19 protein-coding genes are annotated in these 24,711 nt (G+C 74.1%); 10 read left to right on the top strand and 9 right to left on the bottom strand.

Going from position 1 to position 24,711, the window contains the following annotated elements:
- Nucleotides 1-54: 54 nt before the first annotated feature.
- The 3 genes from ABZ801_RS29595 (at nt 55) to ABZ801_RS29605 (ending at nt 2,823) form a co-directional block, all read left to right on the top strand.
- Nucleotides 55-1,425 carry a sensor histidine kinase gene (locus ABZ801_RS29595; protein ID WP_360703881.1) on the top strand — a complete coding sequence of 457 codons (1,371 nt, stop codon included), beginning with the start codon at nt 55-57 and terminating at the stop codon, nt 1,423-1,425.
- Complete coding sequence (locus ABZ801_RS29600) at nt 1,422-2,087, top strand: response regulator transcription factor (protein ID WP_344954653.1); 666 nt, start codon at nt 1,422-1,424, stop codon at nt 2,085-2,087. Before ABZ801_RS29595 ends, ABZ801_RS29600 begins: the two co-directional genes overlap by 4 nt.
- 106 nt (nt 2,088-2,193) lie before the next feature.
- Nucleotides 2,194-2,823 carry a response regulator gene (locus tag ABZ801_RS29605; RefSeq protein WP_360703884.1) on the top strand — a complete coding sequence of 210 codons (630 nt, stop codon included), beginning with the start codon at nt 2,194-2,196 and terminating at the stop codon, nt 2,821-2,823.
- A 21-nt stretch (nt 2,824-2,844) separates the two neighbouring features.
- Here ABZ801_RS29605 and ABZ801_RS29610 read toward each other — a convergent pair whose 3' ends face one another.
- From ABZ801_RS29610 to ABZ801_RS29620, 3 genes are all read right to left on the bottom strand, one after another.
- Nucleotides 2,845-4,359, bottom strand: a complete 1,515-nt coding sequence (locus ABZ801_RS29610) for a serine/threonine-protein kinase (RefSeq protein ID WP_360703886.1) — start codon at nt 4,357-4,359, stop codon at nt 2,845-2,847.
- A gap of 103 nt (nt 4,360-4,462) precedes the next feature.
- Nucleotides 4,463-6,157: a serine/threonine-protein kinase gene (locus tag ABZ801_RS29615; RefSeq protein ID WP_360703889.1), complete on the bottom strand. Its 1,695-nt coding sequence runs from the start codon at nt 6,155-6,157 to the stop codon at nt 4,463-4,465.
- 95 nt (nt 6,158-6,252) lie between these two features.
- Nucleotides 6,253-8,178, bottom strand: a complete 1,926-nt coding sequence (locus ABZ801_RS29620) for a protein kinase (RefSeq protein WP_360703892.1) — start codon at nt 8,176-8,178, stop codon at nt 6,253-6,255.
- 266 nt (nt 8,179-8,444) lie between these two features.
- Between ABZ801_RS29620 and lysX the strand changes: the two genes are divergently transcribed.
- Entirely contained in the window at nt 8,445-11,732 is a 3,288-nt protein-coding gene (gene lysX / locus ABZ801_RS29625) for a bifunctional lysylphosphatidylglycerol synthetase/lysine--tRNA ligase LysX (RefSeq protein WP_360703894.1), read from the top strand.
- Between the two features lie 34 nt (nt 11,733-11,766).
- Here lysX and ABZ801_RS29630 read toward each other — a convergent pair whose 3' ends face one another.
- Entirely contained in the window at nt 11,767-12,306 is a 540-nt protein-coding gene (locus tag ABZ801_RS29630; RefSeq protein WP_360703897.1) for a hypothetical protein, read from the bottom strand.
- A 285-nt stretch (nt 12,307-12,591) separates the two neighbouring features.
- Between ABZ801_RS29630 and ABZ801_RS29635 the strand changes: the two genes are divergently transcribed.
- From ABZ801_RS29635 to ABZ801_RS29645, 3 genes are all read left to right on the top strand, one after another.
- Complete coding sequence (locus ABZ801_RS29635; protein ID WP_360703900.1) at nt 12,592-13,113, top strand: SigE family RNA polymerase sigma factor; 522 nt, start codon at nt 12,592-12,594, stop codon at nt 13,111-13,113.
- The gene (locus tag ABZ801_RS29640; RefSeq protein ID WP_360703903.1) at nt 13,103-14,413 is read left to right on the top strand and encodes a hypothetical protein; all 1,311 of its coding nucleotides are present in this window, start codon (nt 13,103-13,105) and stop codon (nt 14,411-14,413) included. Before ABZ801_RS29635 ends, ABZ801_RS29640 begins: the two co-directional genes overlap by 11 nt.
- Nucleotides 14,414-14,603: 190 nt before the next feature.
- On the top strand, nt 14,604-15,452 hold the full coding sequence (locus ABZ801_RS29645; RefSeq protein ID WP_360703905.1) for an alpha/beta hydrolase: 849 nt from the start codon (nt 14,604-14,606) through the stop codon (nt 15,450-15,452).
- A gap of 29 nt (nt 15,453-15,481) precedes the next feature.
- Here ABZ801_RS29645 and ABZ801_RS29650 read toward each other — a convergent pair whose 3' ends face one another.
- Nucleotides 15,482-16,282 (bottom strand): metalloregulator ArsR/SmtB family transcription factor, encoded by an 801-nt coding sequence (locus ABZ801_RS29650; RefSeq protein WP_360703908.1) that lies wholly within the window; start codon nt 16,280-16,282, stop codon nt 15,482-15,484.
- Between the two features lie 121 nt (nt 16,283-16,403).
- On the opposite strand from ABZ801_RS29650, the gene ABZ801_RS29655 reads away from it, so the two are divergent.
- Entirely contained in the window at nt 16,404-17,144 is a 741-nt protein-coding gene (locus ABZ801_RS29655; protein WP_360703910.1) for a Clp protease N-terminal domain-containing protein, read from the top strand.
- A 5-nt stretch (nt 17,145-17,149) separates the two neighbouring features.
- On the opposite strand, the gene ABZ801_RS29660 is transcribed toward ABZ801_RS29655, so the two are convergent.
- The 4 genes from ABZ801_RS29660 to ABZ801_RS29675 form a co-directional block, all read right to left on the bottom strand.
- On the bottom strand, nt 17,150-19,606 hold the full coding sequence (locus tag ABZ801_RS29660) for a hypothetical protein (RefSeq protein ID WP_360703912.1): 2,457 nt from the start codon (nt 19,604-19,606) through the stop codon (nt 17,150-17,152).
- A 1,085-nt stretch (nt 19,607-20,691) separates the two neighbouring features.
- A complete protein-coding gene (locus ABZ801_RS29665) occupies nt 20,692-20,895 on the bottom strand; it encodes a PspC domain-containing protein (RefSeq protein ID WP_360703915.1) in 204 nt (67 codons plus the stop codon).
- Between the two features lie 168 nt (nt 20,896-21,063).
- Complete coding sequence (locus ABZ801_RS29670) at nt 21,064-21,726, bottom strand: HAD family hydrolase (RefSeq protein ID WP_360703918.1); 663 nt, start codon at nt 21,724-21,726, stop codon at nt 21,064-21,066.
- Entirely contained in the window at nt 21,723-22,373 is a 651-nt protein-coding gene (locus ABZ801_RS29675; protein WP_344954627.1) for an MBL fold metallo-hydrolase, read from the bottom strand. The genes ABZ801_RS29670 and ABZ801_RS29675 overlap by 4 nt, the downstream gene beginning before the upstream one ends.
- A gap of 154 nt (nt 22,374-22,527) precedes the next feature.
- Here ABZ801_RS29675 and ABZ801_RS29680 point away from each other — a divergent pair, with 154 nt between their 5' ends.
- Nucleotides 22,528-23,595 (top strand): phosphotransferase family protein, encoded by a 1,068-nt coding sequence (locus ABZ801_RS29680; protein ID WP_360703920.1) that lies wholly within the window; start codon nt 22,528-22,530, stop codon nt 23,593-23,595.
- Nucleotides 23,592-24,707: a hypothetical protein gene (locus tag ABZ801_RS29685; RefSeq protein ID WP_360703923.1), complete on the top strand. Its 1,116-nt coding sequence runs from the start codon at nt 23,592-23,594 to the stop codon at nt 24,705-24,707. Before ABZ801_RS29680 ends, ABZ801_RS29685 begins: the two co-directional genes overlap by 4 nt.
- The last annotated feature ends 4 nt before the right edge of the window (nt 24,708-24,711 follow it).

The following is a 24,711-nucleotide window of genomic DNA, read 5'->3' on the forward strand; positions in this document are numbered from 1 at the left end:
CATCACTCCTGGGAGCCGATGCCGGGCCGCCCGGATCCCCCTTAGCCTGCAGGAATGAGCACTACCGCGGGAGGCGCCCACGTCCGGGCACACTGGCCCACGCCGTCGCAGTGGCCCGTGTGGCTGGCGCCGCTGTTCGTGGCCCTGCTCCAGGTCGGCGGTTCCTTCGGCGCGCAGAGCGGGGAGAGCGGCAGAGGGCCGCAGGGAGGTCCCTGGACGGAGCAGGGGCCGTGGGGGCACGGCGGAGGCCACGACTACCCCTTCCAGCACCTGGACGCCTTCGGTGTGGCGCTGCTCGTGGCGGGCCCGGCGACGCTGCTGCTGCGGCGCCGCCGTCCCGTCCTCACCCTGGCCGTGGTGGGCGTGATCACGGGCCTGTACTTCCTGCGCGGCTACGTCATGGGCCCGGCACCGGTCGCGGTGGCCGTGGCGACGCTCGGCGCGGTCCTGGCGGGCCACCGCGTGATCGCCTGGGGCGGCACCGCCGCCGCCCTCGCCGGCTACTTCTCCCTCACCGCGGTCATCGGCGTGCCGCTGGAGCGGCGCGGCCAGGGCGACGCGCCGTTCCCGGTGGAGGAGCCCACCCTCGGGATCATCACGTTCACCGTGGCGTGGGCGCTGGTGGTGCTGATCGCCGCCGAGCTGATCCGCATGCGCGGGCAGAAGCTGGCCGAGGCCGCGCGCACCCGCGCCGAGGAGGAGAAGCGGCAGGCCAGCGAGGAACGGCTGCGCATCGCCCGGGAGCTGCACGACGTCCTCGCGCACAACATCTCGATGATCAACGTGCAGGCCGGGGTGGCGCTGCACCTGCTCGACGACGACCCCGGGCCGACCGGAACGGCGGCGGCGCGCACCGCGCTCGCGGCGATCAAGGAGGCCAGCAAGGAGGCGCTCACCGAGATGCGCTCGGTGATCGGGGTGCTGCGCTCGCAGGGCGAGAGCGCGCCGCGCTCCCCCACCGCCGGGCTGGACCGGCTGGAGGACCTGCTCGACCGGGCCCGTTCGGCCGGGCTGGACGTCCGCGCCGAGATCACCGGCGACCGGCGGCCGCTGCCCGCGGGCACCGACCTGGCCGCCTACCGCATCGTCCAGGAGTCCCTGACGAACGTGTCGCGGCACGCCGGGCCCGGCCCGGTGACGGTGCGGGTCCACATCGGCTACGGCGAGCACGAGATCTCCGTGCGGGTGGAGGACGACGGCCGCGGGGTGTCCCTGCTGGACGACCACGCGGGCGGCAGCGGCATCCGCGGCATGCGCGAACGCGCCGCGGCGCTCGGCGGCACGTTCGCCGCGGGCCCGCGGCCGAGCGGAGGGTTCGGCGTCCGTGCGACACTGCCCATCATCGAGGAGCCCGCGCCGGACGCCCCCGCCGACGTCTCCACCGCCGCGGCGCGCGGGCCGGACACCCCAGGGAGTGCCGAGTGATCAAGGTTGTGCTCGCCGACGACCAGGTGCTCGTCCGCGCCGGGTTCCGCGCGCTGCTGGCCGCCCAGCCCGACATCGAGGTGGTCGGCGAGGCCGGCGACGGCGAGGAGGCCGTGGCGGCCGCCCGGCGGCTGCGTCCCGACGTCATCCTCATGGACATCCGCATGCCCCGCCTGGACGGCCTGGCCGCCACCCGGCGCATCTGCTCCGACGAGCGGCTCGACGGCGTGCGGATCGTCATCCTCACCACCTTCGAGCTGGACGAGTACGTCTTCGAGGCGCTGCGCGGCGGCGCGTCCGGCTTCCTGGTCAAGGACACCGAGCCGGTGGAGCTCATCCACGCGGTGCGGGCGGTGGCGGCCGGGGACGCCCTGCTGTCGCCCAGCGTCACCCGCCGGCTGATCGTCGAGTTCGCCGCCCGCGCCAAGGAGCCCGCGCCCTCCCCCCGGCTGAACGCCCTCACCGACCGCGAGCGCGAGGTGATGGCGCTCGTCGGCGAGGGGCTGAGCAACGAGGAGATCGCCGAGCGGCTGGTGGTGAGCCCCGCGACCGCCAAGACGCACGTCAGCCGCACCATGGTCAAGCTCGGCGCGCGGGACCGGGCCCAGCTCGTGGTGCTGGCGTACGAGTCCGGACTTGTCAAACCCGGCTGGCTGCCCTAGAAATTCTCAGTCTGTGGCAATTCGATGTCCGCTGCGCGCTGTTCGGTGGGGGCGCGGACATGACAGGGTGGACGCGAGTCGTCCGCCGCCGGGTTGAGGGAGTCAGGTGACGCACGCCACGAGGATCCTGGCCGTCGACGACCGCGAGGAGAACCTGGTCGCTCTCGCGGCGGTGCTCGACGTGCTGCCGGTCGAGGTGGTGCCGGTCTCGTCCGGTCCGGCCGCCCTCAAGGAGCTGCTCAACGACGAGTTCGCACTGATCCTGCTGGACGTCGTGATGCCGGAGATGGACGGTTTCGAGGTCGCCGGGCGCATCAAGAGCCGCCCCCGCACCCGGGACATCCCGATCATCTTCCTGACCGCGGCGGGCTCGGCCGACGAGCAGGTCTACCGCGGGTACCAGGCCGGCGCCGTCGACTACGTGACCAAGCCGTTCGACCCGTGGCTGCTGCGCGCCAAGGTGTCGGTGTTCGTCGAGCTGCACCGCCGCCACGTGCGGCTGCGGCAGCAGGCCGAGCTGCTGCGCCGGGCCGTGTCCGGCGGCGACCCGCAGACCGGCGAGGGCGACCGGCTGCTGCGGTCGCTCGGCGAACGGCTGGCCCGGGTGGAGGACGACGTGGCGCGGCTGCGCTCACGCCGCGCCGACCCGCCGGCCCCGGACGACGACCTCGACCGCCTGGAGAGCCACGTCGCCGACCTGCGCGAGGCCCTCGACGCCCTCTTCCCCGGCGACTAGCCCGCCCGGCGCGGCGCGGGGTCAGCCGCCGGTGAGCCTGTTGCGCAGGATGAAGGCCCCGGCCAGCACGGCGCCCACCACCAGGACCACTGCCACGACGACGAACACCAGCGTGCGCACCTGCTCGCGGACGTCGTCGCGTCGCGCGGCCGAGGACGGCTCCCACTGCCGGTGCGGCTCGGCGGACCGCTCCCACGGCGGCGAGGCCGGCGGCGGCGTGGTCAGCGGCGTCGACGCCTGCCGCGTGGGCGCCTCCCAGTCGCTCTCCAGCAGCGTGCGCGCCTCGGGGTCGGCGCCCGCGGACGGACGCGACGCGCCGCCCGACCGGTACGACGGCGACGGCGACTGAGACGGAGACGGCGACGGCGACGGCGACGGGGACGGCGACGGGGACGACCGAGGGGACGGGGACGACCGAGGTGACGGCGAGGCCGCCGAACCCGTGTCGTCGCGGGTGTCCCCGTAGAACTCGGTCGCGTCGAGCACCGTCTCGTCGGCGCCGCGCCTGTCGTCGACCACCCACGCCGGAGCCGGGACCGATGGCGAGGCGGCCGCGCCGTAACCGCTGCCGGGATCGTCCAGCGCGGTGTCGTCCACCACGGTCTCGTCGGCGCGCCCCCGGCCGGACGACGCTCGGGGCCCGTCCGCCGGGTAGCGCGCGGGCGTGTGCCGCTCGGCGGGCGGACGCGGGGCGGGCACCCGCGTCGGCCGAGGGGGCGGCGGGGGCGCCGAGGCGATCCTGGTCAGCAGCGGCATCGCCTGCGCGGCGGTCATCCGGTACGCCGGCTCGCGGGCCAGCAGCCCGTCCAGCACCGGCCCCAGCGGACCGGCGTTGCGGGACGGCGGCACCGGCTCGCTCAGCGCGGCGGCCAGCGACGACATCGCGTCCGACCGCTCGTAGGGGGAGCGTCCCTCCACCGCCGCGTACAGGGTGGCGCCCAGCGCCCACAGGTCCGAGGCGGGCACGGCCCGCTCGCCGCGCGCCCGCTCCGGCGGGATGTACGCGGGCGAGCCCATGACCAGCCCGGTCTGGGTGAGCGTGGAATCGCCCTCGGCCTGCGCGATGCCGAAGTCGGTCAGCACCACCCGGCCGGAGTCGGTGATCAGCACGTTGCTCGGCTTGACGTCGCGGTGCAGGATGCCCTTCTCGTGCGCGGCCCGCAGCGCCGACAGCGTCTGCAGCCCGATCTCGGCGACCCGGCGCGGCTCCAGCGGCGCCCGCTCGATGAGGTCCTGCAGGGAGCGGGCGCGCACCAGCTCCATCACGATCCACGGCCGTCCGGACTCCTGCACCACGTCGTGGACGGTGACCACGCCCGGGTGGTTGAGCCGGGCCGAGGCCCGCGCCTCCCGGAAGGTGCGCTCGTACAGCACGTCCCGCTCCGCGGGGCTCAGCCCCGGCGGCAGCACCACTTCCTTGATCGCGACCTCGCGGTCCAGCGTGACGTCATAGGCCCGCCATACCGTGCCCATGCCGCCCCGGCCCACCACCTCGTCGAGCCGGTAGCGGTCGGCCAGCAGATGACCCTCTCCCATGACCCCATGGTCCCCCGTCGCGCCGCGCGCCGCATCGGGTCCCCTCCCGACGCGCACGTCGCGGACATGTGTGGTACTGGGACGCCTCCGGCCGTCCCGTGGTTCATCGCACCCCTGTCGGGCGGAACGTGTCCAGGACATTGTTCACGGTTTCCTGGTACTGGTTCCACCTCGACACCGGAACCGCGACGAACACCGCATAGGACCTGCCGCCGGCCTTCACGCCGCGGTCCACGGCACGCACGCCGCCGCGCATGTTGAAGGTGAACTCCAGGTCGGCCGCCGGATGCCCGTCCACGCTGGTGCTCCGCAGGTCCAGGCGGCGGTAGCCGGGCAGGCTGTTCCTGGCGACGACCTCGCGCTCCCACTGCCGCCAGTGCGCCATCGGCTCGCCGGACCACGGCGTGCGGTCGATCTGGATGTACGCGCCGGTCGCCGAGTCGCGCCAGAAGACGCTGGCGCCGCGTTCGGTGCGCACCCAGCCGTTGGGGACGGCCACGGTGAAGCCGGGGCCGCGCGCGGTGCGGAACCCGGGCGGTGCCGCCGGGGGCGGCGGGTCGGACGGGGTCGGGTCGGGGCTGGACGTCTCGGGGGCCGGCGAATTCCGCGCCGGGTCGGTGGCGGCCCGGCCGGTCGGGGCGCCGGCGAGCGTGGTGCGGGTGGCCGGCGGGGTGCCGCCGCGTCCGCGGTCGGGCCACAGGGCGACCGTGACGGCGACCGCGACCGCCGTGACCGCGACCATGGCCCCGACCGTCATCAGCACCAGATGGCGGTCGGAACGCCGCGCACGCCCCGGTTCGCCGCCGCCCGGCGACGTGGTGACCGCGTCGTGCGGTGACCACACCTGGCCACCGTGCGGAACATGCGCGGTCGCGTCGTGCGCCGGGCCGCCCGGCGCGGCGACGGGCGGCCCGGCGACGGGCGGAGGCGCCGGGCGGGCGGGGACGTCCACCGCCGTCGACCCGGCCGCGATCTGCGCCAGCAGCGGCTCGGCCTGCTCGGCGGTCATCCGCCTGCCCGGGTCGCGTTCCAGCAGGCCCAGCAGCACCGCGGTCAGCGGGCCGGCGTTGCGCGGCGGGGGCGGCTCCTCGGTCATGATCGCCGCGAGGACGGCCATGGCGTCGGTGCGGTGGTGCGGCGGCCTGCCCTCGCACGCGGTGTACAGGGTGGCGCCGAGCGCCCACAGGTCCGAGGCGGGCACGGCGCGGTCGCCGCGCAGCCGCTCGGGCGCCATGTACGCGGGCGACCCCACCAGCAGGCCCGTCTTGGTCAGCGTCGCGTCGCCCACCACGTGCGCGATGCCGAAGTCGGTCAGCACGGCCCGGTCGTCGTCGCCGACCAGCACGTTGGCGGGCTTGATGTCGCGGTGCAGGATGCCCACGGCGTGCGCGGCCCGCAGCGCCGACACGATCTGCCGGCCGATCCCCGCCGCCCGCGCCGGGGGCAGCGGGCCGTCCTCGTCCACCAGGTCCTGCAGCGACCGCGCGCGCAGCAGCTCCATGACGATCCACGGGCGGTCGTCCTCGTCGACCACGTCGTGGACGGTCACCACGCCCGGGTGGTTGAGCCGCGCCGACGCCCGCGCCTCGCGCAGGGTCCGGACGTGCCGCTCGCGGCGCTCCTCGTCGCTCACCGCGGCGTGCACGACGACCTCCTTGACCGCGACGTCGCGGTGGAGGGTCTCGTCGCGGGCCCGCCAGACGGTGCCCATGCCGCCGTGCCCGACCACCGAGACCAGCCGGTAGCGCCCGGCCAGCAGCCGTCCGGCGCCCGCTTCCGTGTTGTCCCCCTGCGACATGTGTGGCGACCCTACCGATCTCCGTAGTCAGATCCGCTCAAGTTCGTGAAATACGGCCCTAAGGGGACGAGGAGCCGGGCCGCGGGCCCGGGACGTCAGTCGTCGGTCTCGAACTTCTCGTAGACGGGGGCGAGTTCGGCGAGCGTGCCGTCCCATCCGTCGTGCGGCGCCACCAGCAGGATCGCGAACCCGAAGTCGTCCATGACGAACCCGCGGTTCAGCGCGTGCAGGCGCCCCGACTTCCCGTTGTAGGTCCACTCCCAGTCGGCGGCGTCGGCGCCGGACGGGTCGCTGACCGGCTCCCCCTCCGTCACCGGCGCGATCTTGATCTCGTCGTAGCCGGGGAACCGGCCGCGCGCCGAGGGGGCGAGGTTCTCCCAGTCCTTCAGCGCGCTCTCGTTCGGGTCGGAGGTCTGGTCGATCTGGATGTACCCCTCACCGCTCGGCGGGGTGAAGAACACGCTGGTGGCGGACGTGCTGCGCCGCTCGGGGCCCTTCCAGTCCTCGGGGATCACCGTGGAGAAGTTCTTGCCGCGGTACAGGCGGAAGCCCTCCGGGACGCGGGAGGCGGTCGTCGGCGTGGCCGGGGGCGAGGACGACGCGGGGGCGGTCGTGTTCGGCGCCGAGCGGGTCTGCGCCGTGGCGGACGGGGGCGGCTGGGTGGCGCCGCGCGTGGCGCCCTCGTTGTCGTCCTTGCCGACCCTGGCCAGGGCGTATCCGGCGACGGCGACCAGCACGATCACCACGATGAGGACGGCGATCACGACGCCGCGGCCCAGGGCGGGCGGCCGGCGCGCGGGGCCGGTGGGCGCCGCCCCGCCGCCGACGGGCCGCGTGCCGGGCGCAGAACCTCCCGGCACGGCGTGCGCGCCCGCCTCGTCCATGGCGGGGCTCAGGCGGGTGCCGCCGGCCAGGTCGTCCCGCCGGTGCGGCTGGGTGTCGAGCCCGGACGACGACCCGCCGGACTCGTCGCCGCCCGCGCCGGACGGCTCGCCGCCGCCCGGCTTGTCGGCGTACAGGCTGGAGTAGGGGTCCGCGGAGGGGTCGGCGTACGGCCGCGCCGTGCCGGACGCCTCGTCCACCGCCGTACCGGCCGCGTCGCCGTCGGCCGGTTCGGACGCGCGGCCGGGCGGACGGCCCAGCAGCTCCTCCAGCGGCACCTCGACCGCCAGCGTGCGCTGGGTGTCGACGGTCTCCATGCGGACGATGTCGTCCAGCAGCGCCCCCGCCTCGATGGCGTCCATGCGCTGGTCGGGGTTCTTGCGCAGCAGGCCCTCGATCACCGGCGTCAGCGGCCCGGCGTTCTCGGGCGGATCGGGCTCCTCGGAGATGACGGCGACCAGCGCGGCCATCGGCTCGGAACGTTCGAACGGCGACTTGCCGTGCAGCATCGCGTACAGCGTGACGCCCAGCGACCACAGGTCCGAGGCGGGCCCGGCGGTGCGGCCGCGGGCCCGTTCGGGCGCGATGTAGGCGGGCGAGCCCATGACCAGCCCGGTCTGGGTCAGCGTGGCGTCACCGGCCGAGGTGGCGATGCCGAAGTCGGTGAGCACCGCGCGGTCGCCCCGGCTGACCAGCACGTTGGACGGCTTGACGTCGCGGTGCAGCACCCCGGCCTCGTGCGCGGCGTGCAGCGCGGCCAGCATCTGGCGGCCGAGCTCGGCGGCGCGGCGCGGCTCCAGCGGGCCCTCGCTCTTGATGATCTGGTCGAGGGACGGCGCCCGGAGCAGCTCCATGATGATCCAGGGCCGGCCGTCCTCCTCGACCACGTCGTAGACGGTGATGACCCCGGGATGCCCCAGCCGGGCCGCGGTGCGCGCCTCGCGGAAGGTGCGCTTGTGCTGGACGGCGCGTTCCTCGTCGGTGAGACCATGCGGGAGGATGACCTCCTTCACCGCGACGTCACGACCGAGGACCTCATCGTGCGCATGCCAGACCGTGCCCATGCCGCCGCGGCCGACCGGGGTCACCAGTCGGTAACGGCGGGCGAGCAACCGCTCCCCGGTGGTCTCGTTCGGCATATCGGCGACCATATCGACTTTTGCTGACAACCTTGGACCCGGCTCGGCGGCCGGAGCCCTCTCGGGGTAGGACGTCCGCCGCGCCCCCGAAGTTCGCACCGATCACAGGCGGAATCCGCGCGGCCGCCTCCTGGCAGGTCACGCCGCGCGGCGGACAGAGGCGTGAAGACGTGACAGCCGGTACAAAGAAGAGAACGCAGCTCGATCACAAGCGGCATCGGCACGGGCGGCTTGGTGACGAGCGGCATGGTCGCGATGGGAGCAGCATGACGGACAGGGGCCTGCCCGGCGCGTGGCGGAGCCTGATCGAGTCGGTGCCGACGGTCTTCTTCTGGTACACCCGGCTGTCGGGCATCCTGTCGATCCTGTCGTGGCTGTCGTCCGACCTCATCCTGCGCATCGCCGACATCTGGGCGCTGCGCTGGATCTACTACCTCGGGCTGTCGCCGAGCCTGCCGCTCGGCCTGCTGTACATCCTGCTGTCGATGGGGATCCGGCGCCGCAAGAAGGCCGCCTGGCGGATCCTGATGGTGCTGTTCGGGCTGTACGCGGCGTACTCGGTGCTGATCCTGATCGCCGTGGTGCTCGACCCGGCCGAGCCGACGGCCAGCGGCGAGATCGTCACCGCCGTGTCGTACTGCGCCGTGCTGGGCCTGCTGATCGCGGCGCGCGGGCAGTTCACCACGCTGCCCGACCGGGCCAACCGGCGCCTGGCCGCCATCGTGTTCTCGGTGTGGCTGGTCGTCAGCGGCGGCATCGGCACGCTGCTGGTCTCCGTCACCGACCGGGACGCCGAGGGCAGCGGGTGGACCCACCCGGCCTACGTGGTGCTGCAGACGGTGCTGGGCGCCGGCCTGACCGGCGGCGACCTGGACGTGAACGTGCCCGGCTGGGTCGACACCGCCATCGGCGTGCTGGGCACCGGCCTGCTGGTCATCACCTTCTGGGCGATGTTCCGGCCGGGACGGCGCGAGGCGGTGCTCAGCGCCGAGGAGGAGCTGGCCGCGCGCACCCTGCTGGCCGAGTACGGCGACGAGGACTCCCTCGGCTACTTCGCGCTGCGCCGCGACAAGGACGTCATCGTGGCGCCCAACGGCAAGGCCGCCATCGCCTACCGGGTGGAGGGCTCGGTGTCGCTGGCCAGCGGCGACCCGCTGGGCGACCCCGAGTCGTGGGACCAGGCGATCGAGGCGTGGCTGAGCGAGTGCCGGGCGCACGCCTGGATCCCCGGCGCGGTCAGCGTGGGCGAGCGCGCCGCGCACATCTACAAGCGGCACGGCTTCACCGCGCTGGAGCTCGGCGACGAGGCGATCATCGACCTGACCGAGTTCAACCTCGAGGGCCGGGAGATGCGGCAGGTCCGGCAGGCGGTGCGGCGTGTCGAGCGGGCCGGGTACTCGGTGCGCATCCGGCGGCACTCGCAGATCCCCGACTGGGAGATGGAACAGCTCGTCCGCAGCGCCGACGCCTGGCGCGGCGAGGACACCGAGCGCGGCTTCTCGATGGCGCTCGGCCGGCTGGGCGACCCGACCGACGGCCGCTGCGTGATGGTGGAGGCGTTCGACGCCGAGGGCCGGCTGCGCGGGCTGCTCAGCTTCGTCCCGTGGGGCCGCACCGGCCTGTCGCTGGACCTGATGCGCCGCGACCGCACCGCCGAGAACGGGCTGAACGAGTACATGGTCGCCAAGCTGGCCGAGAAGGTGGCCGGGCTGGGCGCCAAGCACATGTCGCTGAACTTCGCGATGCTGCGGTCGGCGTTCGAGCGCGGCTCGCAGATCGGCGCGGGCCCGGTGGCGCGGCTGTCGTACCGGTTCCTGTCGTTCGCGTCCAAGTTCTGGCAGCTGGAGTCGCTGTACCTGGCCAACGCCAAGTACATGCCCGAGTGGCGGCCGCGGTTCATCTGCTACGAGCAGAGCCGGCACCTGGTACGGCTCGGGCTGGCGTACGCGCGCGCCGAGGGCTTCCTGCCGAACCTCAACCGGCCCAAGCTGGAACGTGCCGCCCGCACCGTGCCGCCGCCGGACGTCGTCGCCCGCATCCAGGAGATCGAGGACGCGGCCAAGGGGCCGCGCCCGCCGGTGCGCCGCCTGTCGGAGCAGGAGCGGGTGCGGCACGCCAAGCTCGACCAGATCCGCGCCGGCGGCATGGACCCCTATCCCCTCGGGTTCGACCGCGCCGACTTCGCCGCCGAGATCCGCGCCCGCCACCCGGGCCTGGCGCCCGACACCCGCACCGGCGAGGAGGTCGCGATCGCCGGGCGGGTGGTGCTGGCCCGCGAGCACGGCCGGCTGGTGTTCGCGACGCTGCGCGACGAGACCGGCGACCTGCAGGTCATGCTGGCCGAGGACGCGGTGGGCGCCGAGGCGCTGCGGCGCTGGAAGTCGCTGGTCGACCTCGGCGACCTGGTGGGGGTGACCGGCGAGGTCGTCACGTCCCGCACCGGGGAGCTGTCGGTGCTGGCCGCGTCGTGGACGATGACCGCCAAGTGCCTGCGCCCGCTGCCCAACAAGCGGACCGGACTGGCCGACCCCGAGGTGCGGGTGCGGCAGCGGTACGTCGACTTCATCGTCAACGACGAGGCCCGCCGGATGTTGCGCATGCGCGGCGACGCGGTGGCCGCCGTGCGCGACACGCTGCGCGAACGCGGCTACCTGGAGGTCGAGACGCCGATGCTGCAGCCGATCCACGGCGGTGCGGCGGCCCGTCCGTTCACCACCCGCATCAACGCCTACAACATGCAGCTGTACCTGCGGATCGCGCCGGAGCTGTACCTCAAGCGGCTGCTGGTCGGCGGGGTCGGCAAGGTGTTCGAGCTGAACCGCAACTTCCGCAACGAGGGCGTGTCCAACAAGCACAATCCCGAGTTCACGATGCTGGAGGCCTACGAGCCGTACGGCGACTACGACACCATGGCCGCGCTGACCCGCGATCTGGTGACGGCGGCGGCCAAGGCGGCGCTCGGCACGACGGTGGTGGTGCGCGACGGCGTCGAGTACGACCTGGCCGAGCCGTGGCGGGAGATCACCGTGTACGGGTCGGTGTCGCAGGCGCTCGGCGAGGAGGTCACCCCGGACACCCCGCAGCGCGCCGTGCGCGAGCTGGCCGACCGGGCGGGCGTGAACGTCGACCCCGGCTGGGGCCAGGGAAAGATCGTTCAGGAGCTGTTCGAGGCGCTGGTCGAGGAGACCCTGGTCGCGCCGACGTTCGTGCGGGACTACCCGGCCGAGACCTCGCCGCTGACCCGCCCGCACCGCGCCGACCCGCGGCTGGCGGAGAAGTGGGACCTGATCGTGTTCGGCCTGGAGCTGGGCACCGCGTACTCGGAGCTGATCGACCCGATCCTGCAGCGGCAGCGGCTCACCGAGCAGTCGCTGCAGGCGGCGGGCGGCGACCCGGAGGCGATGGAGCTCGACCGCGACTTCCTGCGCGCCCTGGAGTACGCGATGCCGCCCGCCGGCGGCATGGGCATGGGCATCGACCGGCTGCTGATCACGCTGACCGGCCGCAGCATCCGGGAGACCATCCCGTTCCCGCTGGTCAAACCGGGGTCGTAGGCGGTCCCGGTCGTCCTGGGGGTCCTGGCCGTGCTCAGAGGGTGCGGGGGCCGGGGCGGCAGCCGCGTTCGGCGAGCCAGCGCCGGGCCCGGCCGCGCCGCCGGTCCTCGTCGCGGTCGCCGCCCGGCTCGCCCCACAGCGCCAGCCACCGCTCGGGCTCGTACTCCAGGCTCTCGGTGAACGACGCGCCGGCCTCGCCGGCGGGGACGACGTCGCCGGTGCCCAGGTCGACCGCGTGCGGGCCGGGGTCGTCCAGCGCGGCGGCCAGCGCGCCGAGGTCGACCGGCACCCGCGTCAGCTCCGGGCCGCGCGGCGCGCCGAGCGCGGCCGACAGCTCGTCCGCCAGCTCGGCGTCGCCGGGAAGGTCGCGGCCGTCCAGTTCCTCCAGGCACTTGCGGGCCATCGCCTCGGCGCCGGACACCTCCTGTTCGAGGGCGGCGACCAGGACGTCCCCGGCGTACTGCAGCACCGGGCCGAGCGGCCGGGTGCGCAGGACGTCCATGCCCGCGGCGCCGTCCCAGCGGTACGCCGCCGCGCGCAACCGCGCCAGCGACGGCTCGTCCCATCCCGTCACACGTCTGTTTCTACAGAAGCGGCGTCGTCCTGTAACCGGAAACGCCACTTCTGCGGACTCTCGTGCCGCCCACGGCAGCGGCGCCCTCGCCGGCCGCCCCAGGACGGCTCCTGTGCGGCTTGCAGGCCGGCAGAGGTTCCTCACGCGGCTCCCTCCCCTTGATCCACTCCCCGACCGTTCTCGGGGGGCCGGAATCCGAACATCCCTGGTCATCCCGTGGCCGGCTGGCGGATGCAACAGATTCGCGGGCCTGCGGCGTCCCGGTCATGACAGAAGGGATGGCCTGTGGATGATGACGACGCATTGACCTACGAGCGGTTCGTCACCGACCGCGCCTCGACGCTCCTCCGCTACGGCTATGTGCTGACCGGCAACGCGCACGACGCGGCCGATCTCGTGCAGGAGGGGTTGATCCGGCTGCGCGCCGCGTGGCCGCGTGTCGTCAGGAAGGACGACCCGGAGGGCTACACGCGGACGATCATGGCGCGGAAGCACATCAGCATGTGGCGGCGGCGCAGGCGCGAGCACCTCGTCCGCGAGGTGCCCGAGCGTGACCACGTGGACAGGGGACTGGAGCAGGCGGAACGCGACCCCCGGTTGTGGCGGGCCCTGGCGGCGCTGCCGAAGCGGCAACGCGCCGTGCTCGTCCTGCGCTACTACGAAGACCTGCCGGACGAGGAGATAGCCAAGGTGCTCGGCATCTCGCGGGGGACGGTGCGCAGCCAGGCCGCCCGCGCTCTCGGCAAGCTCCGGGCGGACTGGCGTCCCGCACCGACCCCGACGATGGGAGCCCACCATGACCGATGACCTTCAGCAGGCCCTGAGGAACACGCTCAGGGCCGCCTCGCTGGACGCCCCGGACGCGGCACCGGAACTGCTCGACCGGGTGGTGAGGCGCGGGCGGGCGCGCAGGCGCAACCGGGCCATGGTGCCCGTGGCGGCGGCGATCACCACGGCGATGGCGGTGACCGCGGGGACCTCGTTCGTCGCCGACACCGGGCCGGGGGCCGGAGCGTTCTCGGGACGGAACGCGGGCGCCCTGCCGCCGAGGACCGTCCCATCGCCCGTGCCGGTCCCGAAGGCGGCGATCCTGACCGTGCCGGACACGCTGCCCGACGGCCGCGCGTACAACCCCGAAGTGGCGCTGGACGACGGATCGCTGCTGGTCTCGACGTCGTCCAGGGACGATGTGCCCGACCGGTTGTGGCGGTACGACCCCCGGACACGCCAGGCCACCAAGGTCACCGATGTCCCGAAGCCGGCCGGACCGCCGGAGATCACGAGCGACTTCGCCGTCGGCGACGGTCAGGTCGTGTGGGCGAACGGAGCCGAGCCGGGCGGCCGGTCGGCGACCGAGATATGGGCCGCGCCGCTGCGCGGCGGAAAGGCCCGCAAGGTCCTGTCGATGGACGCCACGTCGAAGCAGGCGCAGGTCGGGCAACTGGTGGTCGGCGGCGGCAAGCTCCGCTGGAGCCTCGCCCCTGCCGGCGCCGACGCGGCGGCCGACGTCCGAGGCGGCGCCGACGGTGACCGGCAGTCCGCGGTGTACGAGGCGCCGCTCGCCGGTGGCAACGCGCGGATGATCCCCGGAACCGAGGGGTACCGCATCCTCTCCTGGCCCTGGATCGGCACACCGGGCACCACCAAGGGGCGGGCCGGCGAGACCGACTTCACGGAACTGCGCAACCTCGAGACGGGGCAGACCCGAAGCATCCGGCCCCCCAAGGCTGCGAACACCTGGACATGTTGGATCAGCTGGTGCGTGGGGGGACCGCCCATCGGCGTCACACTCGACCGCGTTCCCGACACCCGCATCCTTCCGTTGGCCGGGGGCACCGGCCGCGCGCTGCCGGCCGACAAGCTGCCCGTCACCGGGCTGCCGGTGATGTACGACCGGTTCATCAATCGGACGCTCCACAACAAGCACGAAGCGGTCTATGACCTGGCGACGGGGAAGTTGTTCGACCTCGGCCCCGGCCACGAGGGTGATGTCCCGCAGACCATTCCGAGCGCACGGCAGAACGGCTCCGGCTCGGTCCTCGACCGGTACCTCATCAGGACGATCAAGGGATCGTTCCAGATCGTGGACCTGGCCGCGATCGGCTGATCCCCCAGCCGGTGGTCGTGCCCGGAGCGCGGCCACCGGCCATGCCGGCCGAGCGAAGAACGCTTTCTCATGGCTCGCGAAACCAGCTCGCTCGGCGCCATGCGGAAGATCATCCCGATCGCGTGGTTTCTCGGCCGGTGCCCTTTCTCGGGATGCGCGGGGCGGGGCGGCTGGGGCAGCATTGTCGATCATGCGTGTGACTATCACCGGACCGGACCGGCTGGGCACGATCGAGCTTCCCGGCGGGCGCGTCCTCGGCTGGGCCGAGCGGGGGCCGTCCGACGGCGTGCCGGTGCTGCTGTGCGGGGGCGCCGGGTGGAGCAGGTGGCTGGGGTTCGACGCGCCGGGCGTGCGGCTGGTGACGGTCGACCGGCCGGGGCTCGGCGCGTCCGATCCGTGCCCCGGCCGCACGCTGCTGGACTGGGCGGACGACGTGGCGCACCTGGTCGCCGAGCTCGGGCTGGACGCGCCGCGCGTGGTGGGCTTCTCGCAGGGCGCGCCGTTCGCGCTGGCGTGCGCCGCCCGCGGGGTCGCGGCGGCGGCCACGGTCGTGTCCGGCGGCGACGAGCTGGCGCATCCGGTGTTCGCCGACCGCCTGCCGCCGGACATCCGCGGGCTGGTCGAGCTGGTGGCGTCCGACCCGGCCGCCGCCGAGGCCGAGTTCGCCGCGTTCGGCGACCCCGACACGATGTGGCGGATGAGCATCGAGGGCAGCCCGGCCGTCGACCGCGACGTGTACCTGCGGCCCGACTTCGAGTCGGCGTTCCGGCGGGCGCTGTCGGAGGGGTTCGCGCAGGGCGCGGGCGGCTACGCGCGCGACACGGTGCTGCACATGTCGCGCTGGCCGTTCGACGTGGCGGACATCGCCGTCCCCGTCGACCTGTGGTACGGCGGCCAGGACACCAACCCCACGCACTCCCCCGACTTCGGCGCGACGCTGGCCGGGCGCATCCCGGGGGCGCGCCGCCACTTCCTGCCCGAGGCGGGCGGCGCGCTCCTGTGGACGCACGCCGACCAGATCGTGCGGGGCGATCGGTAGCCCTTCCCCGGCGCGGGGCCGCGGGTCTCCTAGTGCTGGGGGACCGCGGGGACCTCGCCGGTCTCCAGCAGGGTCTTGAGCAGGGCCACCACGCCCGGCCAGCCCTCGCTGATCATCGCGCGCATGGTGCTGTCGGGTCCGAAGCCGTCGTGCACGACGGTCAGCTTCACCATCTCCTCCCCGAAGGGCTCGATCTCGAAGGTGACCTTCGAGCGGGGCTCCGCGGCCAGCCTGGCGAGCACGTCGTCGCCGATCCCGGCGGCCTGCGCCCACTCGGGCGTGAAGGTGTGCCAGGTGTAGGCGAGCCGCCGGTAGGGCTCGGCCTCGAGGACCACCTGCTCGGAGTCGACGGTCTTGCGCCCGTCCTCGGTCAGCCAGGCCATGGTGGAGCCCGGCTTCCAGTCCGTCTCGAACTCGATGTTCCAGTAGCGGCGGGTGAAGGCGGGGTCGGTCAGGGCCTGCCAGAGCCGTTCGGGCGTGGTCTTGATGTAGGTCGTGTAGACGAACGGGTTGTCGGTCATCGGGGCGGCCTCCAATGCGGTCTTCAGGTCGGCCAGGGCACGGGCGCGTTCGCGGTCGTAGCGGCCGATCCAGCGTTCGGCGATGTCGTTGATGGGCGCGGCGTTCAGGTAGTGCAGCTTCTCCCGGCCGCGGCGCATCGTGGTGACGAGCCCGGCCGCCTCCAGCACCGCCAGGTGCTTGGTCACGGCCTGCCGGGTCATGTCCAGGTCGGCGCACAGCTCGCGCAGGCTCTGGCCGTTACGGCTGTTGAGGCTGTCCAGAAGCCGGCGGCGGCTGGCGTCGGCGAGCGCTTTGAATATCGCGTCCATCGTCCTCACCTGGGATAAGCAACCTTCTGGTTGCCTGTCGCCACCATAGGCAACCAGAAAGTTGCCTGTCAATCGTCAACTCCGGGTTGACGAGCATGGATCGTCAACTTACGGTTGACGCATGGAACAGCTCCCCGTACGACTGGACGACCTGATCGACGTCGTCGTCATCGCGTCCCCCGACGAGGCCGGGCCGCTGGAGCACCTGGCCACGGCCATGCTGCTGTCCGAACGGCTCGGCGAGCTGGCCGACCACCTCATCGGGCACTTCGTCGACCAGGCGCGCCGGTCCGGCGCGTCCTGGACGGAGATCGGCCGCAGCATGGGCGTCAGCAAGCAGGCCGCGCAGAAGCGCTTCGTGCCCAGGCCCGGCGCCGAGCCCGGCCCGCCGGAGAGCGGCATCGGCGCGCGGCTGACCCCGCGCACCCGCCACGTCCTGGAGCAGGCGCAGGAGGAGGCCCGGCAGGCCGGGCACGACCAGGTGGACGGCACGCACATCGTCCTCGGCCTGCTGCACGAACCCGAGGCGCTGGCCGCCAAGGCGATCGAGGCGCAGGGCGTGTCGCTCGACGCGGTGCGCACGGCCGCCCGCGCCGCGCTGCCCCGGTCCACCGGCACCGCCGTCACCGGCGACGTCCCGTTCGGCGTCGCGGGCAAGCGGGTGCGCAACCTGACCGTCCGGGAGGCGCTGCGGCTCGGCCACAACTACATCGGCACCGAGCACATCCTGCTGGCCCTGCTCAGCGACGAGGAGGCGGGCGGGCGGCTGCTGGCCGGCCTGGGCGTCACCAAGCCCGCCGCCGAACAGTGGATCACCGACACGCTCGCCGAGATCGTGCGCGCGCGGGAAGCGGGCTCCTGAGCCCCTCAGCCTCCGCCGCGCTCCCCGGACGAGCCGCGGTGGACGTCCAGGGCGAAGCGGAGGCGGGCTTCGACGAGGTCGTGCTCGTCCGGCGGGCACGCGAGCCGGGCACGGGCGACGGTGACGAGCTGGTCGTCGGTGAGGTCCGGGTCCTGCCGGGCGATGCGGCCGATCAGGTCCACCAGCTCCGCGCGCTTGTAGGTGGCGATGGAACGCCCCGAGCGCGCCCCTGGCACGGCCGGTGGTGAGGCCGGGGGCGGGCGGTCGCCCAGGGCGCCGAGCAGGACGGCGAAGAGGGGCGCGGTGGGGCTGATCACCTCTCGCAGATCGGACGGGATGTCCTCGGGGGCGGGCGGCGCGCCGTCGGGCATGGGCAGCGGCGGGCCGCTCTCCCCCACCAGGATGACGCGGGGCGCCTGCCACAGCAGGAACAGCGCCTCGGCCCCGGCGCCGTGTTCGCCGTCGATGATGACGACGTCGAACGAGTCGGGGTCGGGCGCGAGCGCGTCCGGGACGTCCCGCAGCGGAAGCACCCAGGCCGGTACCAGGTGCGGCCGGGCGAGCGCCGCCCCCCAGGCGCGGGCGGCGAGCAGTTCGGCGTCCAGATCGCGTTGCCGCGTCTCGGCCTCGGCCAGCGCCTGGCGCACCCGGGTCTCCGCCGGGGAACGGGCGTGCTCGGCCAGACGGCCGGACACGTGCGCCCACGTCCATGCCTCGTCCCAGCGCGCGGTCCGTTCCGTCCACGCGTCGTCGTGGGCGGTGGTCGCGAGCGAGTCGGCCAGGTCGGGGTGGACGGCACGGACGCGGCCGAGCAGCGCCTCGCACCGCACCTGCAGTTCGCGTTCGCGGCGGGCGCCGGCCAGGTCGCCGAGAGCGCGGGCGTAGGCGCCGGCGTCGCGGTCGTCGAGGGCGGCCAGGGCGGCGCGCAGCTCGGGCGGGTCGTCCTCGCCCCTGGGGATGGAGTCGCGCAGCGCGGTCAGGTCGGCGGTGGCGCGTCCCGCGTCCACGCCCAGCAGGGCGCTGCGCAGGCCGGTCAGGTACTCGTGCCACAGCCGCGGCTGGTGCAGCGGGACGTCCAGGCCCGCGCCGTCCAGCAACGCGCCGGTCTCCTCCAGTGCGGGCAGGGCCGCGCGGACGCGCGCCAGCCGGTCGTGGGCGCGGCGGAACCGGGCCAGGCGCTCATGCGGAGGCGCGTCGGCGGGGAACCGGGCCCCGGTCGCCTCCCACGCCTGCTGCAGCTCCCGGCACGCCATGAGAGCTTCCAGGTACGCGCACAGCACGGCCAGCCGGTCGGGTGTGGTGGGCGGCCGGCCGTCGACGCGGGCGCCCGACAGCAGCGGCTCGGCGCGGCGTTGCGGGGCCGGGCGCAGCGGGCCGCGTTTGAGGGTGCCGCCGTCGGCCAGGTAGCCGCGCAGGCCCTCCGCCGCGTCCGCCAGTTCGCGCGGGTCGCCCGGGGGCAGCAGGACGCGGCGTCCGGCGGTGGACGCGGCGGCGCGGGCGGCCTCCTCGGCCCGCGCGGCCAGCGCGGCGACACGCGCCCACGCGCTGGTACGGCGCCGGGCGAGAGCGTCGGTGAACGCGCGGACGGCCTGGTCGCTCGCGTCCCAGTCGTCCGGGTCCTCGCTCAGGCCCAGGTCGCGCAGCGTCGCGGTGACCGCCGTCGCGCACGCGTCGAGGCGGGCGAGGGCGGCGACGTCGACGTCGCGCAGCCGCCGTGACAGGACGGTCTCGGCCTCCTCCGCGCGCGCCCGGGCCTTCGCCTCCTCGTCGATGAGCGTCCGCACGTAGGCGGGGCTGGGCAGCGTGCCGGGATCGACGTCGCGTTGCGCGGGACGGGCCCGCCGCGCGGGCGTCTCACCGGCGAGCAGCCGGACCAGCTCGGCCGCCTCGGCGGCGGTGAGCGGCGGCGCCCCGGGCAGGCCGGGACGGGGCGGCAGCCAGGAGTGGTCGGCCGCCTCGGCCGCGATCCGCCGTTCCACCTCCGCGCGGGTGCCCCGGTATCCGGGGGCGAGGTCGCAGCGGTCGGCGGCCAGCGTGACGGCGAGACGTTCGCGCAGCTCGGCGACGGCGCGGGCGGCGTCGTCGCGGCGCCGTTCGAGGTCGGCGACGTGCCGCAGGTGGCGGGACGGGTCGTGTCCGGCGGCGCGGGCGGCCAGGGCCTCGGCGACCCGGTCGCCGTCACCGGCCCCCGCGCACAGCCCGGCGACGCCGGAGGGCAGGCCGGCGAGCAGCCGCCGCGCGGCCTGTGCGTCCGCGCAGGCCACCAGCACGCGCCGGCCGCGCACCAGCAGCCCGGCGAGCAGGTCGGCGACGGTGCCCGGTCCGCGTTCGGGGACGTGCATCAGCGGCCTGCCGCCGAGCGAGGGGTCCAGCAGGCGGGCGAGGCCGCGGGACGTCGTGCCCTGCGCGAGAAGCCGCTCGTAGTGGTCGGCGAGGGCGGCGCGGCCGGGTGGACGGATCACCAGCGCGGGCGCGAGCCGTACGCGCGGCTCCGGCGGGGTCGTCCGGGGGCCAGTCCGCGCGGACGGGCACGCCGCCCTCGAACGCCGCCGCACCCCACGCGCGCAGCACGTCGCAGACGGACGCGCCCAGCCCGAAGCCCTGACCGGCTCGGACGGCGTCGCGCACCCGACCGGCATGCTCGGCGCGGAAGCCCGGCGACCCGGTGAGCAGTTCGCGGTCGCGCAACGTCGTGGGCCCGGTGAGGACGACGTCGACGCGTTCGGTGCGTTCGTCCACCATGACGCTCACCGGCGTGCTCAGCAGGTGGCCGCGGACGGCCGGACCGCCGCCCGGACGCCAGGACAGCAGCCCCGCCGCCAGCACCACCTCGTGCCCGCCGGACGACAGCTCGGCCAGTTCGCGCAGCGTCCGGTACCAGTGCCGCAGGGCCAGCCAGCCGTCGAACTCCTCCAGCACGGCGGGCGGCGTCAGCGGGATGAACGGCACGCTGAACAGCACGTCGCCCTGCCCGGCGTCGGTCTCGACGTAGACGTCGCCGGGCAGTTCGGCCAGCCAGTGGACGCGCTCGCGCCGGGCGCCCGCGTCGCGGGCGGGCGCGCGCCGCACACGGGCCAGGTCGCGCAGGAACCGCAGCAGCCCGGACGCGTCCGCCGCGCCGCCCCTGGTGTCCACGGCCCTCCCTCCGCCGCGCGCCCCCGCCTGTCCGACGTCCCGATCTAACACTGCGGGACGTCCGGCTCCAAGTGCGGCGAAATGGCCTTGAGATCACCCCAAATGACCAGGAGAAAATGACGGCGAATCGAGATCGTCGCGGCCCCCGGCCTGCTAGAAACTCGTATCGATCCCGGTCGCGGAAAGTGTCACGGGGAATCGGGAAACCGGGGAACGCGACGGGATCGAGGGGCCGGGCGGCGGCCATGGCACGGGGGAACTCTTCCGCTCGCGCGGAGCCTCGGCGACCCGAACGGGGGCGTCGCCGGGTGGCACCGCGCGGGCCGGGCTCGGACTCCATGGCCGCCGCCCGCCCCGTGGTCCGGGGCGGCCCGGGGCGCCCTCAGGGGGCGGCCCGGGCTGCGGGGACGGGTCAGTAGGTGCGGGCGGCGTGCTTGTCCTCGCTGGGCAGCATCACCCACAGGATGAGGTAGACGACGAACTGGGGGCCGGGCAGCACGCACGACAGCAGTGCCAGCAGCCGGACCGTCCCGGGGCTCATTCCGAACCGGCGGGCGAGCCCGGCGCACACTCCGCCGATCATCCGTCCGTGGCGAGGGCGGTGAAGACCTTCCATTGTCCTTTTCGTCTCTCCGATCGAACCGTGCCTGTGCGGCCGGGTGCCCCGCCGTCTGCGGGTCACGTTCACCACGCTACGAACGGGGAGTCCCGGTCCGGATCGGCCGAACGGCCTGTCCTCGCCCCCTACCCACGGACTAGGGGATGACCCTTACGGGACGACGATTCAGCCGCCGCCGTCATTCCGTGCGGCGACGAGACCGGGGAGGGACGCCAGGTCGTCCAGGACGAACTGGCAGCGGCGCAGCGCGCCGTCGTCGCGCTGGATGTGGCCCCACGGACCGCGCCGCAGGAAGGCGACCCGCATGCCGTGGGCGAGCGCGGGCCGAACGTCGTTGTCGATCCTGTCCCCCACGTACAGCACGTGTGCGGGCGGCACACCGGCGTGTTCCGCGCACCGGGCGAAGAACTCCTGGGAGGGCTTCTCCACGCCCCACACGGCGGAGATGCCCACCACGTCCGCCTCCAGCCCCAGGGCGGCGAACTGCTCGGCGGCCTCGGCGGGCTGGTTGCCCGCGACGCCCACGTACAGCCCCTGCGCGCGCAACGCGGACAGGCACGCGCGCGCGTCGGGGTAGAGGTCGTCGGGGCCGAACCCGTTGGGCATCCCCGCCTCGGCCCGCTTCTTCTCCTCCACGGCCAGGTCGAACCCGGGACGGAAGTAGGCGAACAGGTCGGCGTAGTCGCCGCCGGTGGCCAGCACCGCGCCGAGCTTGGTCAGGAACGTGTGCCTGGGCACGCCCAGCCAGTCGGCCCAGCGGCCGTAGATCTCACCCTCGTTGATGAGGGTCTCGCCGATGTCGAAGAAGACCGCCTGGATGGGCTTCACGACGAGCCGAGTTCCACGGACTCGCCGGGGGTGAGGCGGCGGAAGTCCTTGCCCGCCTCCTTGCCGGCGGTGGTGACGTGGTTCATCATCACGTTCAGGCCGAAGTCGTTGAGCAGCCCGTCGTGCACGACGAACGCCCGCTCGGGCCGTACCTCGCGGACGTAGGAGTACATCTCCGGGACCTTCAGCCAGGGCGCGTTGCCGGGCAGGCAAAGGGTCGGCACGGGCTCGCCGGGGACGGTCAGCGCGTCCCCCGGGTGGAAGACCTCGCCGTCGACGAGGAAGCCGACGTTGGGGATGGGCGGGACGTCCGGGTGCAGGATCTCGTGGTCCTCCCCGTAGACGTGCACGTCGAAGCCCGCCACCGTCACCGCGTCGCCGTGCCCCACCTCGTGCACGCGGCCGCCCAGGTCGGCCAGGCTCCGGGCGACGACGCGGGACGTCCACACCTCCAGGGACGGGTCGTCGGCGAGGGCCTTGCGCAGCCGGTCGGCGTCGAAGTGGTCGGGGTGCTCATGGGTGATCAGGACCGCGTCGGCGCCCGCCAGGGCGTCGGCCTCCGGGGTGAACGCCCCGGGGTCGATGACGAGGGTCCGGTCGTCCTTCTGGATCCGCACGCAGGCGTGTCCGAACTTGGTGAGACGCATTGCCACATTTTTTCACGCCCGGTCGCGCCGCCGCCCGGCCGTCCCCCGGCACGTCGGGGCCGGGTCGCCACCCGCCGTCCACCCGCCATTGACCCGCCCGCCACCCGTTGATAGAACACGTTTCAATTTGGGATGCGGCCGCGAGGAGGCAGCGATGCCCGTGCCCGAACAGCGCGATCCCGAGATCACCCGCCGCGCCCTGGCCGGCTGGCTGGACCGGCACCTGCCCGGCGTGCGGATCCCCCGGGTGGACACGCCCGGCACGAGCGGCTTCTCCAACGAGACGCTGATCTTCGAGGCGATATGGCCGGGGGAGGACGGCGCCGGGCACCGGGAGGCGCTGGTCGCCCGGGTCGCCCCGATCAACTACCAGGTCTTCCCCGAACCGCGGTTCGCCGACGAGTACCGGCTGATGCGGATCCTGGACGCGCACACCGACATCCCGGTGCCGCCCATCCGCTGGTACGAGCCGTCCGCCGAACCGCTGGGCGCCCCGTTCTACGTGATGGGACGGGCGGAGGGCCGCGTCCCCACCGACATGCCCCCGTACCACATGGACGGCTGGGTGACCGAGGTGCCGCCCGGGGAGCGGGCGGCGATGTGGTGGTCCACCCTGGAGATCCTCGCCCGCGTCCACCGGCTCGACGTGGACGCCCTGGGGCTCGGCTTCGTGGACCGTCCCGAATGGGGCGCCACCGGCCTGCAACAGCGCCTCAACTACTACGAGCACTACATGCGCTGGGCGTACGACGGGCCGCAGGAGATCGCGCAGCGCGCGCTCGGGTGGCTGCGGGCCAACCGGCCGGACGAGCCGGACCCGCCCGTACTGCTGTGGGGGGACGCGCGCATCGGCAACGTCGTCTTCGACGACGGGGAGCCGCGCGCCGTCCTTGACTGGGAGACCGCGACGCTGGGGGCGCCCGAGGAGGACCTGGCGTGGTTCATGTTCCTGGACCGCCACCACAGCGACGGCATGGGCGTGCCCCGCCTCCCCGGTTTCCCCTCCTACGCCGAGACCGTGGCGCGCTACGAGGAACTGCTCGGCCGTCCCGTGCGCGACCTGGCCTATTACGAGGTGCTGTCCGGCTTCAAGTTCGCCGTCATCATGGCCCGGGTCGGCCAGGCGATGATCGACTTCGGCTGGATCGAGCACGAGAACACGTTCCCGTACGACAACAACTGCACCCGGCTGCTCGACCGGATCCTGGGAGGATCCCGATGACGCTCTCCCCGCTCGACGACTACCCGGTGCACCAGGCCCCGGAGGTCATGCGGCACGTCACCACCTCCGACCGCAACTTCTACGACCGCTACTACTTCAACGTCCACGCCTGCTCGGACGAGCTGATGATGCTGATCGGGATGGGGCAGTACCCGAACCTGGGGGTCACCGACGCGTTCGCGGTCGTCCGCCGCGGCCCCCTGCACCGGGTGGTGCGGGCGTCCCGCGAGCTGGGCGCCGACCGCATGGACACCACGGTCGGGCCGTTCCGCGTGGAGGTGATCGAGGGGCTGAGGCGGCTGCGGGTGGCGCTCGACGACGGCGGGCACGGGCTGGCGTTCGACCTGACCTGGGAGGGGACGGTCCCGGCGACCCTGGAGCCGCCGCACTGCCTGCGCCGGCAGGAACGGGTGGTGTTCGACTCGCGGCGGCTGGCGCAGACCGGGCGGTGGAGCGGCTGGATCGACGTCGGCGGCGACCGCGTCGAGGTGACGCCCGACCGCTGGTGGGGCTCGCGGGACCGCTCCTGGGGCATCCGGCCCGTGGGCGAGCCCGAGCCGCCCGGCATCCAGGTCAAGAACTCCGGCACCTTCTACTGGCTGTACGCGCCGATCCAGTTCGAGGACCACGCGGTGCTGTGCATCGTCCAGGAGGACGAGAAGGGCCGCCGCGTCCTGGAGGAGGCCGTACGGGTGTGGCCGGAGGGGTCGGGGCGCGAGGAGGAGTTCCTGGGACGGCCCGAGTACCGCCCGTCGTACGCGCCGGGCACGCGGGACGTGGTGACCGCGACGCTGGCGTTCGCCCCGTCCGGCGGCAAGGCGTTCGAGATCCGCGCCACCCCGCTGCTGCCCGTGCACCTGATGGTGGGCACCGGGTACGGGCTGGAGCCCGACTGGAAGCACGGCATGTACCAGGGGCCGGAGCTGAAGGTGCAGGGCGTCTCGTACGACACGCGCGACCCGGAGGACGCGGCGCGCATGTGGGGCATGGTCGACGCGGTGGCGCGCTACGAGTACCTGGACGGCTCGGCCCCGACGCCCGCGCACACCGGGTACGGCCTGTTCGAGTACTGGGCGCTGGGCCCGCACCCGTCGTTCGGCCCCGGCGCCTGAACGC

The sequence above is a fragment of the Actinomadura sp. NPDC047616 genome (genome assembly GCF_040642915.1).
Classification (GTDB): Bacteria; Actinomycetota; Actinomycetes; order Streptosporangiales; family Streptosporangiaceae; genus Spirillospora; species Spirillospora miaoliensis.